The organism is Pseudomonas sp. H3_A02, assembly GCF_054671965.1.
The window spans coordinates 1,067,726-1,082,711 of sequence record NZ_CP162807.1 but is presented as its reverse complement, the minus strand read 5'-3'; the positions used below and the strand labels follow the sequence as shown (position 1 = coordinate 1,082,711).

At 60.6% G+C, this 14,986-nt stretch carries 20 protein-coding genes; 10 read left to right on the top strand and 10 right to left on the bottom strand.

Translation table 11 applies throughout. The annotated features are described in order from the left end of the window. Positions 1 to 113: 113 nt before the first annotated feature. Positions 114 to 1,400, bottom strand: a complete 1,287-nt coding sequence (gene phoR / locus AB4N80_RS04575; RefSeq protein WP_240998500.1) for a phosphate regulon sensor histidine kinase PhoR — start codon at positions 1,398 to 1,400, stop codon at positions 114 to 116. Between the two features lie 80 nt (positions 1,401 to 1,480). Beyond that, on the bottom strand, positions 1,481 to 2,170 hold the full coding sequence (gene phoB, locus AB4N80_RS04570; RefSeq protein WP_003177195.1) for a phosphate regulon transcriptional regulator PhoB: 690 nt from the start codon (positions 2,168 to 2,170) through the stop codon (positions 1,481 to 1,483). A gap of 152 nt (positions 2,171 to 2,322) precedes the next feature. Between phoB and AB4N80_RS04565 the strand changes: the two genes are divergently transcribed. Continuing rightward, on the top strand, positions 2,323 to 2,700 hold the full coding sequence (locus AB4N80_RS04565; protein WP_354335932.1) for a COG4315 family predicted lipoprotein: 378 nt from the start codon (positions 2,323 to 2,325) through the stop codon (positions 2,698 to 2,700). A 194-nt stretch (positions 2,701 to 2,894) separates the two neighbouring features. Here AB4N80_RS04565 and ubiA read toward each other — a convergent pair whose 3' ends face one another. Both ubiA and AB4N80_RS04555 read right to left on the bottom strand, forming a co-directional pair. After that, complete coding sequence (gene ubiA, locus AB4N80_RS04560; RefSeq protein WP_122567794.1) at positions 2,895 to 3,785, bottom strand: 4-hydroxybenzoate octaprenyltransferase; 891 nt, start codon at positions 3,783 to 3,785, stop codon at positions 2,895 to 2,897. Further along, positions 3,785 to 4,348, bottom strand: a complete 564-nt coding sequence (locus AB4N80_RS04555) for a chorismate--pyruvate lyase family protein (protein ID WP_163006814.1) — start codon at positions 4,346 to 4,348, stop codon at positions 3,785 to 3,787. The genes ubiA and AB4N80_RS04555 overlap by 1 nt, the downstream gene beginning before the upstream one ends. Before the next feature lie 176 nt (positions 4,349 to 4,524). Between AB4N80_RS04555 and AB4N80_RS04550 the strand changes: the two genes are divergently transcribed. The 3 genes from AB4N80_RS04550 (at position 4,525) to AB4N80_RS04540 (ending at position 6,332) form a co-directional block, all read left to right on the top strand. Continuing rightward, on the top strand, positions 4,525 to 4,692 hold the full coding sequence (locus AB4N80_RS04550) for a rubredoxin (RefSeq protein ID WP_003177199.1): 168 nt from the start codon (positions 4,525 to 4,527) through the stop codon (positions 4,690 to 4,692). Positions 4,693 to 4,716: 24 nt separating this feature from the next. Then, the gene (locus AB4N80_RS04545; protein WP_354335930.1) at positions 4,717 to 5,865 is read left to right on the top strand and encodes an NAD(P)/FAD-dependent oxidoreductase; all 1,149 of its coding nucleotides are present in this window, start codon (positions 4,717 to 4,719) and stop codon (positions 5,863 to 5,865) included. A gap of 191 nt (positions 5,866 to 6,056) precedes the next feature. Then, the gene (locus tag AB4N80_RS04540) at positions 6,057 to 6,332 is read left to right on the top strand and encodes an HU family DNA-binding protein (protein WP_003177201.1); all 276 of its coding nucleotides are present in this window, start codon (positions 6,057 to 6,059) and stop codon (positions 6,330 to 6,332) included. Positions 6,333 to 6,613: 281 nt separating this feature from the next. Here AB4N80_RS04540 and AB4N80_RS04535 read toward each other — a convergent pair whose 3' ends face one another. Further along, positions 6,614 to 7,705, bottom strand: a complete 1,092-nt coding sequence (locus AB4N80_RS04535) for an aminopeptidase (protein ID WP_460080864.1) — start codon at positions 7,703 to 7,705, stop codon at positions 6,614 to 6,616. Between the two features lie 58 nt (positions 7,706 to 7,763). Here AB4N80_RS04535 and AB4N80_RS04530 point away from each other — a divergent pair, with 58 nt between their 5' ends. Together AB4N80_RS04530 and AB4N80_RS04525 are read left to right on the top strand one after the other, a co-directional pair. Continuing rightward, a complete protein-coding gene (locus tag AB4N80_RS04530) occupies positions 7,764 to 8,177 on the top strand; it encodes a PA0061/PA0062 family lipoprotein (RefSeq protein ID WP_122567798.1) in 414 nt (137 codons plus the stop codon). Between the two features lie 40 nt (positions 8,178 to 8,217). After that, positions 8,218 to 8,643: a PA0061/PA0062 family lipoprotein gene (locus AB4N80_RS04525; protein ID WP_122567799.1), complete on the top strand. Its 426-nt coding sequence runs from the start codon at positions 8,218 to 8,220 to the stop codon at positions 8,641 to 8,643. Between the two features lie 6 nt (positions 8,644 to 8,649). Here the strand turns inward: AB4N80_RS04525 and AB4N80_RS04520 are convergent, their stop codons facing one another. Together AB4N80_RS04520 and AB4N80_RS04515 are read right to left on the bottom strand one after the other, a co-directional pair. After that, entirely contained in the window at positions 8,650 to 8,883 is a 234-nt protein-coding gene (locus tag AB4N80_RS04520; protein ID WP_122567800.1) for a DUF1161 domain-containing protein, read from the bottom strand. A 150-nt stretch (positions 8,884 to 9,033) separates the two neighbouring features. Continuing rightward, a complete protein-coding gene (locus AB4N80_RS04515; protein ID WP_122567801.1) occupies positions 9,034 to 9,465 on the bottom strand; it encodes an OsmC family protein in 432 nt (143 codons plus the stop codon). A gap of 237 nt (positions 9,466 to 9,702) precedes the next feature. Here AB4N80_RS04515 and AB4N80_RS04510 point away from each other — a divergent pair, with 237 nt between their 5' ends. Next, positions 9,703 to 10,704, top strand: coding sequence for an LLM class flavin-dependent oxidoreductase (locus tag AB4N80_RS04510; protein WP_460080860.1), 1,002 nt, complete (start codon positions 9,703 to 9,705; stop codon positions 10,702 to 10,704). A 54-nt stretch (positions 10,705 to 10,758) separates the two neighbouring features. On the opposite strand, the gene AB4N80_RS04505 is transcribed toward AB4N80_RS04510, so the two are convergent. Both AB4N80_RS04505 and AB4N80_RS04500 read right to left on the bottom strand, forming a co-directional pair. Continuing rightward, a complete protein-coding gene (locus AB4N80_RS04505) occupies positions 10,759 to 10,983 on the bottom strand; it encodes a DUF1161 domain-containing protein (protein WP_305482140.1) in 225 nt (74 codons plus the stop codon). A 115-nt stretch (positions 10,984 to 11,098) separates the two neighbouring features. Beyond that, positions 11,099 to 11,314 (bottom strand): dodecin, encoded by a 216-nt coding sequence (locus AB4N80_RS04500; protein WP_305469064.1) that lies wholly within the window; start codon positions 11,312 to 11,314, stop codon positions 11,099 to 11,101. Between the two features lie 156 nt (positions 11,315 to 11,470). Between AB4N80_RS04500 and AB4N80_RS04495 the strand changes: the two genes are divergently transcribed. Further along, positions 11,471 to 11,797, top strand: coding sequence for an ElaB/YgaM/YqjD family protein (locus tag AB4N80_RS04495; protein ID WP_003196426.1), 327 nt, complete (start codon positions 11,471 to 11,473; stop codon positions 11,795 to 11,797). On the opposite strand, the gene AB4N80_RS04490 is transcribed toward AB4N80_RS04495, so the two are convergent. Next, positions 11,770 to 12,687, bottom strand: coding sequence for a LysR family transcriptional regulator (locus tag AB4N80_RS04490; protein WP_122567804.1), 918 nt, complete (start codon positions 12,685 to 12,687; stop codon positions 11,770 to 11,772). The genes AB4N80_RS04495 and AB4N80_RS04490 overlap by 28 nt on opposite strands. 112 nt (positions 12,688 to 12,799) lie before the next feature. Between AB4N80_RS04490 and trpB the strand changes: the two genes are divergently transcribed. Together trpB and trpA are read left to right on the top strand one after the other, a co-directional pair. Further along, entirely contained in the window at positions 12,800 to 14,032 is a 1,233-nt protein-coding gene (gene trpB / locus AB4N80_RS04485) for a tryptophan synthase subunit beta (protein ID WP_053127073.1), read from the top strand. Next, entirely contained in the window at positions 14,032 to 14,844 is an 813-nt protein-coding gene (gene trpA / locus AB4N80_RS04480; protein ID WP_122567805.1) for a tryptophan synthase subunit alpha, read from the top strand. The genes trpB and trpA overlap by 1 nt, the downstream gene beginning before the upstream one ends. Positions 14,845 to 14,986: the final 142 nt, after the last annotated feature.

Below are 14,986 nucleotides of genomic sequence, written 5' to 3'. Positions count from 1 at the left end.
GATGGGGTTTTGCGGGTTCCGAATAGTCGTGGGAGTTGGAAATGGGCGCCCGAAGAGGCAGGCGCAAGTCAGTCAATGTAGCGGCTGACTCGGCGATTGCCTAGGGGGTGTGCTCAATCAGCGGGGCGGGCGAGGCGTGCTCGAACCACCTGGGCCGGGGCGAAATGGCAGGTAAAGGTGCTGCCATGGCCGGGTACGCTGCTGATTTCCATGCGGGCACGATGGCGCAGCAGGACGTGTTTAACGATGGCCAGACCCAGCCCGGTGCCCCCGGTGTTGGAGTTGCGGCTGGAGTCGACGCGGTAGAAGCGTTCGGTCAGGCGCGGCAGGTGCTTGCTGTCGATACCGATGCCTGAATCGCGCACGCTCAGGTGCGCGCCTTGTTCATCGCCCCACCAGCGCACATGGATCCGACCTTGCTCCGGCGTGTACTTGACCGCGTTGAACACCAGGTTGGAAAACGCACTGCGCAGTTCCGCCTCGCTGCCTTTGAGCTGCACGGCCGGGTCGGCTTCCAGGGTGATGGTCTGCTGCTTGGAGCCGGACAGTTCCTGGGCATCTTCGGCAATGGTCTGCAGCAGGTCCTCGATGTGCACCGGTTGGTTGTCCGACGGGTAGTCGGTGGCTTCCAGCTTCGCCAGCAGCAACAAGTCGTTGAGCAGGGTCTGCATGCGCCCGCTTTGCTGGTGCATCTGTTGCAAGGCCCGGCTCCAGCGCGGGTTCACCTCCTCGACGTTGTCGAGCAAGGTTTCCAGGTAACCGCAGATCACCGTCAACGGCGTGCGCAGTTCGTGGGAAACGTTGGCGATGAAATCCTTGCGCATCTGTTCCAGTTGATGGATACGCGTGACATCGCGCACCAGCATCAAGTGCTCGTTGTTGCCGTAGCGGGTGATGTACAACTGGATGCGCAGCCGATCATTGGTGGGCGAAGGAATCTCCAGCGGCTCGGCATAATTGGCTTGCTCGAAATATTCCTTGAAGCGCGGATGACGCACCAGGTTGGTCACCGGCTGGCCGCTGTCCTGGGGCGTCTTGAGGCCCAGCAGGGTCTCGGCGGCGCGGTTCCACCACTCCAGGTTGCCGTCGCTGTCGAGCATGATCACCGCGTCTTTCAGCGCGGCGGTGGATTCCTGGACCCGGTCGATCACCGCCTGCAGGCGTCCGCGAACGCGCTGGTCGCGCCGTTGCAGGTGGTAGATGCTGTCGAACACCTCACCCCACAGGCCATAGCCGTCGGGCGGGGCTTCGTCGGGTTGGTGCAGGCGCAGCCATTCATGCAGGCGCAGCAGTTGCTTGAGTGTCCAGGCCAGGTAAAGCCCCAGCCCCGCCGCCAGGCTCCAGCCGTAATAACCGCTGATCAGGCCGATCAGCAAACAACCGGTCACCAGCAACAACATGTGGCGAATCAGGGTGCCATGCCAGTTTTGATTCACGTGACGCGCGTCCTTGTCAGCTTGTCGGGCGGTAAGGGCTCGGATCAGGCCTTGGTCGAAAAACGATAACCGGTGCCGCGCACGGTTTGTACCAGATTTTCATAAGCATCGCCGAGGGCCTTGCGCAGGCGCCGGATGTGCACATCCACCGTGCGCTCTTCGACGTAGACATTGCCGCCCCAGACCTGGTCCAGCAGTTGTCCGCGGGTGTAGGCACGTTCCTGGTGGGTCATGAAGAATTGCAGCAGGCGGTATTCGGTCGGGCCCATCTCGGCGGGCTTGCCGTCGATGGTCACGCGGTGGCTGATCGGGTCGAGCAGCAGGCCACCGACTTCAATCGGCGCTTCGCCATCGGTCGGCCCGGCGCGTCGCAGCACGGCCTTCAGGCGCGCCACCAGTTCCCGTGGGGAGAATGGCTTGGTGATGTAGTCGTCGGCGCCGACTTCCAGGCCCTGGATCTTGTTGTCCTCTTCGCCCTTGGCGGTGAGCATGATGATCGGGATATCACCGGTCAGCTCGTCGCGCTTTAGGCGTCGCGCCAATTCGATGCCTGACGTGCCGGGCAGCATCCAGTCCAGCAGAATCAGGTCGGGCTTGCGGTCGACGATGATGGCATGGGCCTGTTGAGAGTTTTCTGCTTCCATGCAGTCATAGCCGGCCATCTCCAACGCAACGGCGATCATCTCGCGGATGGGCGCCTCGTCGTCGACGATCAGAATGCTCCTGCCAACCATGGGGTAATCCTCTTGTCATTTAACTGTCTTGCGCCGCATTAGATAACGGAATTATTGCAGTCGTGTGACAGATATTTCGTAATCCGGCAGCGAAGGGGATCCTGGGCTACGCTTTTCAGTCCGAATCCTGACAACCACAAAAGAAGGTTTCCATGAATTACTTCACCCAATCCATCCAGGCACTGGCGGTAACGGCTGCCCTGGCGCTGCCGGCATTGGCGTTCGCGGCTGAACCGGCGATGAAAGAAGGCGGCGTGTGGACCGATCACAAAGGCATGACGTTGTATACGTTTGACAAGGACAATGCCACCGAGTCGAAGTGTTATGACCAATGCGCGAAGAACTGGCCACCGCTCAAGGTTGAAGGCGCAGCCAAGCCTACGGGCGACTGGACCGTGATCGAACGTAAAGACGATGCGAAGCAGCAGTGGGCCTACAAGGGCAAACCGCTGTATACCTACATTGAAGACAAGAAGGCGGGCGATAAGAATGGTGACGGCAAAGGAGGCGTCTGGCACGTCGCCAAGTAGAATTGACAGACTTCACCAAGGTGAACGCAGATCATTTGTGGCGAGGGGATTGATGTGGGAGCAAGGCTTGCCCGCGATGAAGGCGCTGCGGTCTTTCAGAAATCGAGGCGCCTGGTTCGCGAGCAAGCTTTGCTCCCACAGCAAACGGGGATAAATCCCCTCGCCACAAGTTAACGGCTTGGAGACCGGTGGCCTCAGCGCAACGCGTAATCCAGCACAATCCCCACGAAAATCGCCAAGCCAGCCCAGTGGTTGTGCAGGAATGCCTGGAAGCAGCGCATCCGGTCCCTGCCACGGGTGTACCAGAACTCCCAGGCGAAGCACGCGGCAGCGGCCACCAGCCCCAGGTGGAACCAGCCGCCCAGCTGGAACTTCGACCCGGCCAACAGCAGGCAGCCCAAGGCCAAGCCTTGCAGCGTCAGGATGATCGTCCGGTCGGCATCGCCAAACAGGATCGCCGTGGATTTCACGCCGATACGTAGGTCATCGTCCCGGTCGGTCATCGCGTAATAGGTGTCGTAGCCCACCGTCCACAGCAGGTTGGCGATGTACAGCAGCCACGCGGCCGCCGGCAGATGACCGGTTTCGGCGGTGAACGCCATCGGCATGCCCCAGGAGAACGCCGCGCCCAATACCACTTGCGGGTAATAGGTATAGCGCTTCATGAACGGGTAGCTGAACGCCAGCGCCAGACCACCGAGGGACAACAGGATGGTCGGGGCGTTGGTGCACAGCACCAGCAAGAAGCTCACGCTCATCAGCACGGCGAAGAACACCAGCGCTTCTTTCGAACTGATCTTGCCGCTCACCAGTGGGCGCTGTTCGGTGCGTTTGACGTGGCCGTCCACCTTGCGGTCGGCCCAGTCATTGATTACACAGCCGCCGGCGCGGGTCAGCACCACGCCGAGGACGAAAATCACCACGTTGGCGACGGACGGCGAGCCTTCACCGGCAATCCACAACGCCCACAACGTCGGCCACAGCAGCAGGTAAATGCCGATGGGCTTGTCCATGCGGGTCAATTGCACGAAGTCCCACGCCCGTGGATTCAGGCGATTCAAGGATTTGAGCAGTTGCACGTACATCAAAAATTCTCCGAATAGGCGCGGGCGACGGTCCACAAGCGGGGCAGGAAGATTTCCGCCACCAGCACGCTCAACGCACCGCGATCGAAACGTGAACGGCGACCCCATAGCCCGCTGGCGCGGACGTCTTCCGGCAACCCGGCCTCGGGGTAATGGCAAACCTCGATGGCCCGGCGCTGGAAAGCCTGGTCGCAAAACAGCAATTCGCCCAGGGAGCGGCTGCCCAGCTCGTCCATCTGCAAGCCGTCACCCTGCAAGGCGCTGCGCGCCGCCACGCTGCGGGCGAACACCCAAGGCTGGTCGCGGCCGCGCAGATACACCTCGCGTACCCAGCCCTCGCTGCCCTCGGCCAGGTCCAGGGCGGCACATTCGTCGGCGCGCAAGGGCTGCCAACCTTCGAACAATGGCGTCACGCTGAAATGCCCGTCCGACAGGCGCGTGAGACGCCGGGTCAGGGAGCCTTCGTCGAACAGCCAGTCGAGTACAGCCGCATCGGGGCGGGGCGACAGCAGGTGCTGGGGCAGCCATTGGAGTGTAGGAAATATCGAATTTGTATGCGGCACAGAGGTCTTGAATGGCAGCAAAGGAGGTCGCGAGCTTACCATGCCGGTCACTGGTTTTGATTGGCCCGGCCGGCTGCCTTGCTGATCGTGCTTGCATCTGTTGCAGCCGATCAGTACAAAACGGCCCTGAGCCGGAAAATACCGGCCAAGGCCTGATATCACGAGGAAGTATTGGAATGAAGAAGTGGCAATGTATCGTCTGCGGCCTGATCTACAACGAAGCTGACGGTTGGCCGGATGATGGCATCGCACCCGGTACTCGCTGGGAAGACGTACCGGCAGATTGGCTGTGCCCGGACTGTGGTGTTGGCAAAATGGATTTCGAAATGATCGAAATCAACTGATCGTTTCATCAAATGGAGAGCAACATGAGCGCACCTGTCGTCATCGTCGGTACTGGGCTGGCCGGTTATAACCTGGCCCGGGAGTTTCGCAAGCTCGACAGCGAAACCCCGTTGCTGCTGATCACCGCGGACGACGGTCGCTCGTATTCCAAGCCGATGCTCTCCACCGGCTTTGGCAAGAACAAAGACGCCGACGGCCTGAGCATGGCCGAGCCGGGGACCATGGCCGAGCAACTCAAGGCCGAAGTGCGCACCCACACCCGCATCAGCGGCATCGATCCGGGCCACAAACGGCTGTGGATCGGCGAAGAGGCGGTGAGCTACCGCGACCTGGTCCTGGCCTGGGGCGCCGAAACCGTGCGTGTGCCGGTACAGGGCGATGCGGCGGACCTGATCTTTCCCATCAACGACCTGGAAGACTACGCACGCTTCAGGGCCGCGGCGGCTGGCAAGCACCGGGTGTTGCTGCTGGGCGCCGGCCTGATTGGCTGCGAGTTCGCCAATGACCTGAGCCTGGGCGGCTACGAAGTGCAACTGGTGGCGCCGTGCGAGCAAGTCATGCCGACGCTGTTGCACCCGGCCGCTGCGGCAGCGGTCCAGGCCGGGCTGGAAAGCCTCGGTGCGCGCTTCCACCTGGGCCCCGTGCTCAACCGCTTGCAGAAGGTCGCCGACGGGCTGGAGGCGCACCTGTCCGATGGCCAGGTGATCGCTTGCGACCTGGTGGTCTCGGCCATCGGCCTGCGTCCGCGCATCGACCTGGCAGCCGCCGCCGGTCTGGTGGTCAACCGCGGCGTCGTGGTCGACCGTCACCTGAAGACCTCCCACGCCAACATCTACGCCCTGGGCGACTGCGCGGAGGTCGACGGCTTGAACCTGCTCTATGTCATGCCGCTGATGAGCTGCGCTCGTGCCCTGGCTCAAACCCTGGCCGGCAACCCGACAGCCGTCAGCTACGGCCCCATGCCGATTACCGTAAAAACCCCGGTGTGCCCCCTGGTGGTGTCGCCGCCACCGCGAGGCAGCGAGGGTGTGTGGAGCGTCGAAGGGCAGGGCGCGGACATCAAGGCGCTGTGCCGCGATGCTCAAGGCAACCTGTTGGGCTACGCCCTGACAGGCACGGCGGTGATGGAAAAACTGGCGCTGAACAAGGAGCTTCCAGCCCTGCTGGCGTAAATACTGGTCGTTCTGTCGCAAAAACCCTACTTTTGGTCCCACAAAGGTCGCCCGGCCACTGGCGCGGTTTTCGGCACCGTGCCATCCTCACTTCCGTCTGCCGCAGAGTAGAGCCTGCGGCGCCTTAGGGGCTGTTCCAAAGAGGACAGCACGGACATAACAACAAAAAAACCGTCAAAGGGGCTTCATTCATGCGTAAACCAGAACTCGCCGCCGCTATCGCGGAAAAAGCAGACCTCACCAAAGAACAAGCCAACCGCGTCCTCAACGCCGTCCTCGAAGAAATCACCGGCGCCCTGCACCGCAAGGACAGCGTTACCCTGGTGGGCTTCGGCACTTTCCTGCAACGCCACCGCGGCGCCCGCACGGGCAAGAACCCACAGACCGGTGAGCCGGTGAAGATCAAGGCCAGCAACACCGTTGCCTTCAAACCAGGCAAGTTCTTGAAAGACAGCGTTAACCCATAATTGCTACGAGTACCTCGGCCAGGGGGAAGAAAGCGGCAATCAAAAGGGCATATCGATGAATCGGTATGCCCTTTTTTGTGTGGGGTTGCTGAAGTGGTTTGGCGAGACGGCACTGATCTAATGGCGGACATCACCTGTGGCGAGGGAGCTTGCTCCCGCTGGGTCGCGAAGCGGCCCTAAAAAAGCGCCGACTGCTGCGCAGCCGAGCGGGAGCAAGCTCCCTCGCCACAGGATTTGGAGATGCCCAATGTGGGAGCGAGCTTGCTCGCGATGACGTCGGCTTAGTCAGCAGAATTCTTCGGCTCCGCCAATGCCTTCAAGGCCGCCTTGCGCTCGCCGACCGGTAATTTGCCCAGCTTTTCCACCGCTGCATAAAACCCAACCCAATCACCGCCCTCGCGCTTGAACAACGTCGCAAACGCCGGCACCCACTGGCTATACAGCCCGAACGGTAATAATCGCGCATTGTTCAGTGGCGCGTAGACCCAGGAATCGTAGTATTTGTCGCCTGCCCACTGGGTGTCGCGCATTCGCACATAGTCGGCACGCAGGCGCTCGAATTCTGCTGCCTTGCGTTGGCGCATCTGTTCGGTCGGCAGGGGTTGGGTATAGAGCTGTTCCAGGCGCTGACGGGTGTCGAGGATCAGTTGAATGAATTGGTCGCGCTGGCGCCCCCGTTTGCTGTTATCCGGCCCCAGCCCACGGCTGGCGCGCCATTGCCGGGTGCCTTCCTGTTCGACGAAGGTGGCGAAGGACTCGTTGAATTCGGTGTCGTCCTTTACATAAAACCGTTGGTGCGCCAGTTCATGAAAGATCAGCGTCGCCAGGCGTTCATCGCCCCAATGCATCATCGAGCTCAGGATCGGATCGTTGAACCAGCCCAGCGTCGAATAGGCCTCTACACCGCCAATCGCCACGTCCATGCCCTGCAAGCGCTGCAACGCGGCCTCGCCACGGGCGGCGCCCTGGCTGTAATAACCGCGATAAGCCACGCAACCGGCAATGGGAAAACAATGATTGTGCGGCGTCAGGGAAAACTCTGGCGTGGCAAAGACATTCCAGACTACGAACGGCCGGCCAATGTCCGCGTACAGGCGATAGCTTTGATTGTCCGGTAAATGCAGGTGATCACTGGCGAACGCCCGCGCCTCGCGCGCCTGGGCCAAGTGCGCCTTCAGTTGGGGATCGCGAGCGGGGTCGGCAATGACCTGGTCGATAGGCTCTCGGGCCTGCAACAACCGCAGTTGCCCGCCGACGAGCTGGCTGTAATAACCGTCGCTGGTGCAACCGTTCAGTAACAAAAGCAGGAGGCCTGGAAACAAAATCTGGAAAACACGGTCGAGTAACCGATGGCTTGAACGCGGCCTGATCAATTGGAATCACCCTGGGAAGTCTGCCCACAAGACTATCTCGCTTGCCTGGAGCTTCGCTATGCGCGTGTTGATGCTGACGAGTGGCCTGTTGTTGCTCACCGGTTGTGCCGGCTTGCCTGACCCCGATCCCTCTCAAGCGTGGATCGACCTGGGAAACCAGCAGGACACCGCGCTACAAGCGCTGGAAGTCGATGACAAGATGTCCATTGACCGGCGTTATTTCGAAGTGCAACCCGGCAGCCATGAGCTGACGGTGCGCTACCAGTTTGCCGTCGAACCCGGCAACATCGGTCCGGATGCCGAGCCACTGTGGCGTGATTGCCGGTTGAACGTGAAATTCAAGGATTTCAACGCCGGACAACGTTACCAACTGCAAGCCGGCAACATTGGTTTCCGGCCGTGGGCCAAGCTTTACGATCAGCAGCGCAAGGTAGTGGGGCAAGGTACACCGGCGGGCTGCCAACAAACGTGATTGGCGCTATGCTCAGCGCCTGATCCTCAGGAAACTCACCATGCGTTTATCCCTGCTGTTGCTGGTCCTGGTCTCCATGAGCGGTTGTGCAACGAGCCCGCTGCCCCAGGTCGACCCGAACATGGCTTGGATTGATTTCGCCACCCCCATGCCTGGCGGTAAAGTACTGATGGCTGAAAGCCTGGACGGCCAGCGATTGCGCGACGGGCGGTTCTTTCAGGTGTCGCCGGGCAGCCACGAACTGAAAGTACGCTTCGACTTCGAGGTGTTCAGCGGTGGCGGGTTGGGTATGCAAGCCGAACCGCAAGAGCGACTGTGCTACATGCTCGTGCGTTACGACCATTTCGAGGCCGGCCAACGCTATCGGCTGGAGGCTCGCAACCTGGCATTCACGCCGAGCGCCCGGCTCTATGACGCCAAGCGTCAAATCGTGGCCGAGGAGCGACAAGTCAATTGCGTTCCGTAGGACGCCCTAGCGATCGTTCTTTTGGTAGATGATCTTCTTCGTGCCGTTTTCGCAACTGCCCACCACCATGTTCTGGTCGTGGACTTCGTCATTCGTGACGATTTCCAGGGTGTAGGACGACACGTTATTGGCCTGGATCTTCGCTTCGATTTCCATTTTCAGCTCTTCACAGGATTTGGGGGCTGCAAGGGCCGATGCAGCGAATGCGCAGCCGATGACCACCAGGGCTGATCGTTTCATGTTCGAATTCCTCATGGCAGCGCGCACTGCCTGTGCGCTGAAACTGCGGGCTACATTCGATCATAATTGCGCCAGGGTAAACAGCTCGACCGCATTCAATAAAATCGCAGCCTTCGGCAGCGCCTGCAAAGGCTGCGATCCTTTCATGCGTCAGCTCACCAGCGTCGCATCCAGGGTGATCTTGGCATTCAGCACTTTGGAAACCGGGCAACCTTCCTTGGCCTTGTTGCTCAGTTCCTCGAATTGCGCCTGGGTGGCCCCGGGAATCTTCGCCTTGAGCACCAGCTTGACCGCGGTGATCGCAAAACCGCCCTCGACCTGGTCCAGGGTCACTTCAGCATTGGTGTCGATGCTGTCGGCCTTGAACCCGGCGTCGCCGAGGATCATCGAAAAGGCCATGGAAAAGCAGCCGGCATGGGCCGCGCCGATCAATTCTTCCGGGTTGGTGCCCTTGCCGCCTTCGAATCGGGCCTTGAAGCCGTAGGGTGCTTCGCGCAACACACCGGTTTCCGTGGAGATGGAGCCGATGCCGGTTTTCAGGTCACCTTCCCAATGAGCCGATGCTTTCTTGATGATAGCCATGTCTGCCTCCTCAATATCCGGCGCGAGGTTCGCGCCTGGTGTTTTTCGTTGTCAGGGTTGTGAGGATAGACCGCCCGATAAAGTTCATCCTGTCGATTAGCCGACCGATTTAGTAGGAAAATTCGTTGCTGCTATTGAAACTCGGGTATATGCCCACATTGCATGGAACACACCTATAGAAACGGCAGGCTTTTGCCCGTAGGAAAAAGCCCGGAACGCCGTTGGAGATCCCGGCACATGAAACAGCTGTCCGACGTGAAATTCTCAACCCTCGACCTGGTGCCTGTGCGCGCCGATGGCAATGCCGCCCAATCCCTGCGCAACTCCTTGGATCTGGCGCAGCACGTGGAAAAATACGGCTACACCCGCTTCTGGGTGGCCGAACACCACAACATGGACGGTATTGCCAGTTCGGCGACGGCGGTGTTGCTGGGCTATCTGGCGGGAGGTACTTCGACCATTCGCGTCGGCTCCGGCGGCGTCATGCTGCCCAATCACGCGCCGTTGATCATCGCCGAACAGTTCGGCACGCTGGAGAGCCTCTACCCCGGTCGAATCGATTTGGGGCTGGGTCGTGCGCCAGGTTCCGACCAGATGACCGCCCGGGCGCTGCGTCGCGAGCGCTCCGGCAGTGCGGACGATTTCCCCGAAGACGTGGCCGAACTGATGCGCTACCTGGGCCCGCGTACCCCGGATCAACGCATCATCGCCATGCCCGGCACCGGGACCAACGTGCCGGTATGGCTGCTGGGTTCGAGCCTGTTCAGTGCGCAATTGGCCGGTGAACGCGGTTTGCCCTACGCATTCGCCTCCCATTTCGCTCCGCGCTTCATGCACGAGGCAATTCGCATCTACCGCAACCACTTCAAACCGTCGGCGGTGCTCGACAAGCCTTATATGATGCTCGGTGTGCCGCTGGTGGCGGCGGATACCGATGAACAGGCCGATTACCTGGCGACATCGGTGTACCAGCGGATCCTGGCGCTGATGCGTGGCCAGAGCCTGGTGCAGCGTCCGCCGGTGGAAACCATGAACGGTCTCTGGTTGCCCCATGAGAAAGAGGCGGTCGGCGATTTCCTGGGCCTGGCCATGGTTGGCGGTCCGCAGAAGATTCGCGCCAAGCTGCAAGTGCTGATCGAGCAAACCCAGGCCGATGAGCTGATTTTCACCAGTGACCTGTATGAGCACGCCGATCGCTTGCACTCCTACGAGTTGCTGGCGCAGGTCATGAAAGGTTGAATCGCGGCCAGTAAAAAGCCGACGCTGTGCGTCGGCTTTGATGTTCGAAAAGAATCACTTTTTATAGACGATTTCTTTCGTACCGCCCTCACAGGTGCCGACGACTCGTTGTCCTTCAGCCGCTGCGCCTTTATCGACGATTTCCAGCGAATAACCTGACACGCCCTTGGCGTCCAGCTTCGCTGCGATTTCGCTTTTCAGCTCTTCGCAGGGCTTAGCGGCCGCAAACGCACCACCGGCAAGGCTCAGCAAACCCAGGGCCACCATCAACTTTTTCATCGCTCGCACTCCTTGGTCGGATCAATAGGGCAGGTTTTGGAAAAACGTAATGCGCAGACCATAGCGCATCGCCACTCCCTATGGCACTCCGCCAGCGTGCAAGTTCAAAAGAACCTCAGCTATTGGCGATCCGGAACCCGACTTTGATGGTCACCTGAAAGTGCGCGGCCCGGCCATTTTCGATGTGGCCGCGGGTTTCCGTGACTTCGAACCATTCCAGATGCTTGAGGCTTTTGCTGGCCTCGGCCAGGGCGTTGTTGATGGCGTCTTCAATGCTGGAGGGAGACGAGCCGACCAGCTCGACCTTTTTGTAAGTGTGATGATCACTCATGGGGATTCTCCTTGGTTGTGTTTAACAGCCTAGCAGCGATTTTTCGCCTTACGTGTGTCGTCGTTCGCGCGCTGAAGTTCAGATTTACTGCACTTTCAGAAACGACTGGAGTCCCAATTCACACACGCCACTCAACCACTGCAGGAGAGAGCCACCATGGCCAGCAATTCGTTACGTAAAGCCTCGTTGCAAAGCATGGAAGCGGAGATCGAGAGTCTGCTCAAGTCGTTGGAAAGCCTGAAGGACGATGCTTCGGACGAGTCGCGTAAGACCCTCAAGTCGCTCAAGGCCAATGCCGAGAACGCGCTGAAACATTCTCGCCATCTGCTCAGCGATGCCTATGAAGAGGTCAAGGTGAAAACCCGTGAAACCGGGATCGCCACACGGGACTACGCTCAGGAACACCCATGGACCACGGCCGGTGTCGCGGTCGGTGCGTTGGGTCTGCTGGCTGCTTACCTGCTGTGCAAGCGCGGCGACTGAGTCGGTTGGCTCAGCTCATGCCTGAGCCACTGGGCCAGTTGCCGAGCGCGTCCGTCTGCGGCGCGCTTGGGCAGCCACAACGCCAGTCGCGCCGTGGTTTCATCAAAGCCCCACGGCGCGACCAGGCGACCGGCGCGCACGTCCTCAGTCACCAGTGGCTCGGGCGCGATCGCCACGCCTAACCCCGCTACGGCGGCCTCCAGCAAATAATACAAATGCTCGAATCCCTGCCCGAACTTCAGTGCCTGGGGTTCAAGGTCGTTTTGTCGTGCCCAGGTCGGCCAAGCCTGGGGGCGGGACGTGGTGTGCAGCAACGGTTCATCCAGCAGCGCGCTGGCCGGTGCACCCTGCAAGCGGGTGAATCCGGCATAGTGCGGGCTCATCACCGGGCCGATCCGCTCGCTCACCAGTTCGTACACCTGCATATCGGCCGGCCAGGGCGGCTCGGCGAATACCAGCAACGCGTCCAGCCCCGGCCGCCTGGGGTCCAAGTCGCCTTCGCCGGCGGATAAATGCAGGCGCAAATCCGGCAAGTCGGCGTTGAGTCTGCCCAGGCGGGGAATGAACCAGCGCGCCAGCAGGCTTCCCGAGCAGCCCAGGACAAACGGGGCATTTGCCGTACTTTGTGTCAGCTCCGCGCAAACGCTGCGTAACCGCTCGAACGCGTCAGTGCTGGCATCGCGCAGACGCATGCCGGCATCTGTGAGTTTCAAGCCGCGTCCATCCTTGACAAACAGGCTGACACCCAAATGCTCTTCCAGCACCTTCAACTGTCGACTGACGGCACCGTGAGTGACGTGCAACTGTTCGGCCGCCTGGCTTACGCTGTTCAGGCGGGCGGTGGCTTCGAAGGCGCGCAAGGCGTTGAGGGGAGGCAGGTCGTGGCTCATGGAATATGTGAGTTTTCCTGACAGGTTGTGGCGATCTTATCGGTTTTCAGCGCGGGATGTCAGGGGTAGAGTGAGCCTCATTGTCTTTCAACGCATTTGCCTGGAGCGCCCGATGACCCAGCCTACGACCCCTTTCAACCTGCGCAGCGGCCCCGACGCCAACGGCCTGTTCGGTGCATTCGGCGGCCGCTATGTGGCCGAGACACTGATGCCACTGATCCTCGATCTGGCCCGTGAATACGAAGTGGCGAAAGAAGACCCTGCATTCATCGAGGAATTGGCCTACTTCCAGCGCGACTACGTTGGTCGTCCGAGCCCGCTCTACTTCGCCGAGCGCCTGACCGAATACTGCGGTGGCGCCAAGATCTATCTCAAGCGTGAAGAGCTGAACCACACCGGCGCGCACAAGATCAACAACTGCATCGGCCAGATCCTGCTGGCGCGGCGCATGGGCAAAAAACGCATCATCGCCGAGACCGGCGCCGGCATGCACGGCGTGGCCACCGCCACCGTGGCCGCGCGTTTCGGTCTGGATTGCGTGATCTACATGGGTACCACCGACATCGAGCGCCAGCAGGCCAACGTGTTCCGCATGAAGCTGCTGGGCGCTGAAGTGATCCCGGTGGTCGCCGGCACCGGCACGCTGAAGGACGCAATGAACGAGGCCCTGCGTGACTGGGTCACCAACGTCGACAGCACGTTCTACCTGATCGGCACCGTGGCTGGCCCGCATCCGTACCCTGCTATGGTGCGCGACTTCCAGGCCGTGATTGGCAAGGAAACCCGCGATCAACTGCAAGCCCAGGAAGGTCGTCTGCCGGACAGTCTGGTGGCGTGCATCGGCGGTGGCTCCAACGCCATGGGCCTGTTCCACCCGTTCCTGGACGACAAGAGCGTCGAAATCATCGGCGTCGAAGCCGCCGGTTATGGCATCGAGACCGGTAAGCACGCGGCGAGCCTGAACGGCGGCGTCCCGGGTGTACTGCACGGCAACCGCACCTTCCTGTTGCAGGATGACGATGGCCAGATCATCGACGCCCACTCGATTTCCGCGGGGCTCGACTACCCCGGCATCGGCCCGGAACATGCCTGGTTGCACGACATTGGTCGTGTCCAGTACACCTCGGTGACCGACGCCGAAGCGCTGGAAGCCTTTCACAAATGCTGCCGCCTGGAAGGGATCATTCCTGCACTGGAAAGCGCCCATGCCCTGGCGGAAGTGTTCAAACGCGCACCCAACCTGCCGAAAGATCACCTGATGGTGGTCAACCTGTCCGGCCGTGGCGACAAAGACATGCAAACCGTGATGCACCACATGGAACAGTCCCAGCAGGAGAAACACTGATGAGCCGCCTGCAAACCCGTTTTGCCCAACTCAAGGAACAGAACCGCGCCGCCCTGGTGACTTTTGTCACGGCTGGCGACCCGGACTACGACACCTCGCTGGCAATCCTCAAGGGCCTGCCAGCGGCCGGTGCCGACGTGATCGAGCTGGGCATGCCGTTCACCGACCCGATGGCCGACGGCCCGGCGATCCAGTTGGCGAATATTCGTGCCTTGGGCGCCCAGCAGAACCTGGCGAAAACCCTGCAGATGGTTCGCGAGTTCCGCAAAGACAATACTGAGACACCGCTGGTGCTGATGGGCTACTTCAACCCGATCCACCGTTATGGCGTGCAGCGTTTCATTGGCGAGGCGCTGGAATCTGGCGTGGATGGCCTGATCGTTGTGGACATGCCGCCCGAGCACAACAGCGAACTGTGTGAACCGGCCCAGGCAGCTGGCCTGGACTTCATCCGACTGACCACGCCGACCACTGACGATGTGCGTTTGCCGACGGTGCTTAACGGCAGTTCGGGTTTTGTGTACTACGTGTCGGTGGCGGGTGTGACCGGTGCTGGTGCCGCGACCCTGGAGCATGTGGAAGAAGCTGTAGCGCGCCTGCGTCGTCATACCGATCTGCCCATCAGCATTGGTTTTGGCATCCGCACGCCAGAGCAGGCTGCCGCCATTGCACGATTGGCCGATGGTGTGGTGGTGGGCTCGGCGCTGATCGACCATATCGCCAGTGCCGATACGTCGGAACAGGCGATTGATGGCGTGTTGAGCTTGTGTGCCGCTCTGGCTGATGGTGTGCGCAAGGCGCGTCTTGGCTGATTTTGATTCGACTCGCAGCCACGAAAAAGGGGTTCAGAACCAAGTTCTGAACCCCTTTTTTTCTATTACGTCACGACTGCTCTTGTGGCGAGGGAGCTTGCTCCCGCTCGGCTGCGAAGCAGTCGTAAACCAGCCAATGCGG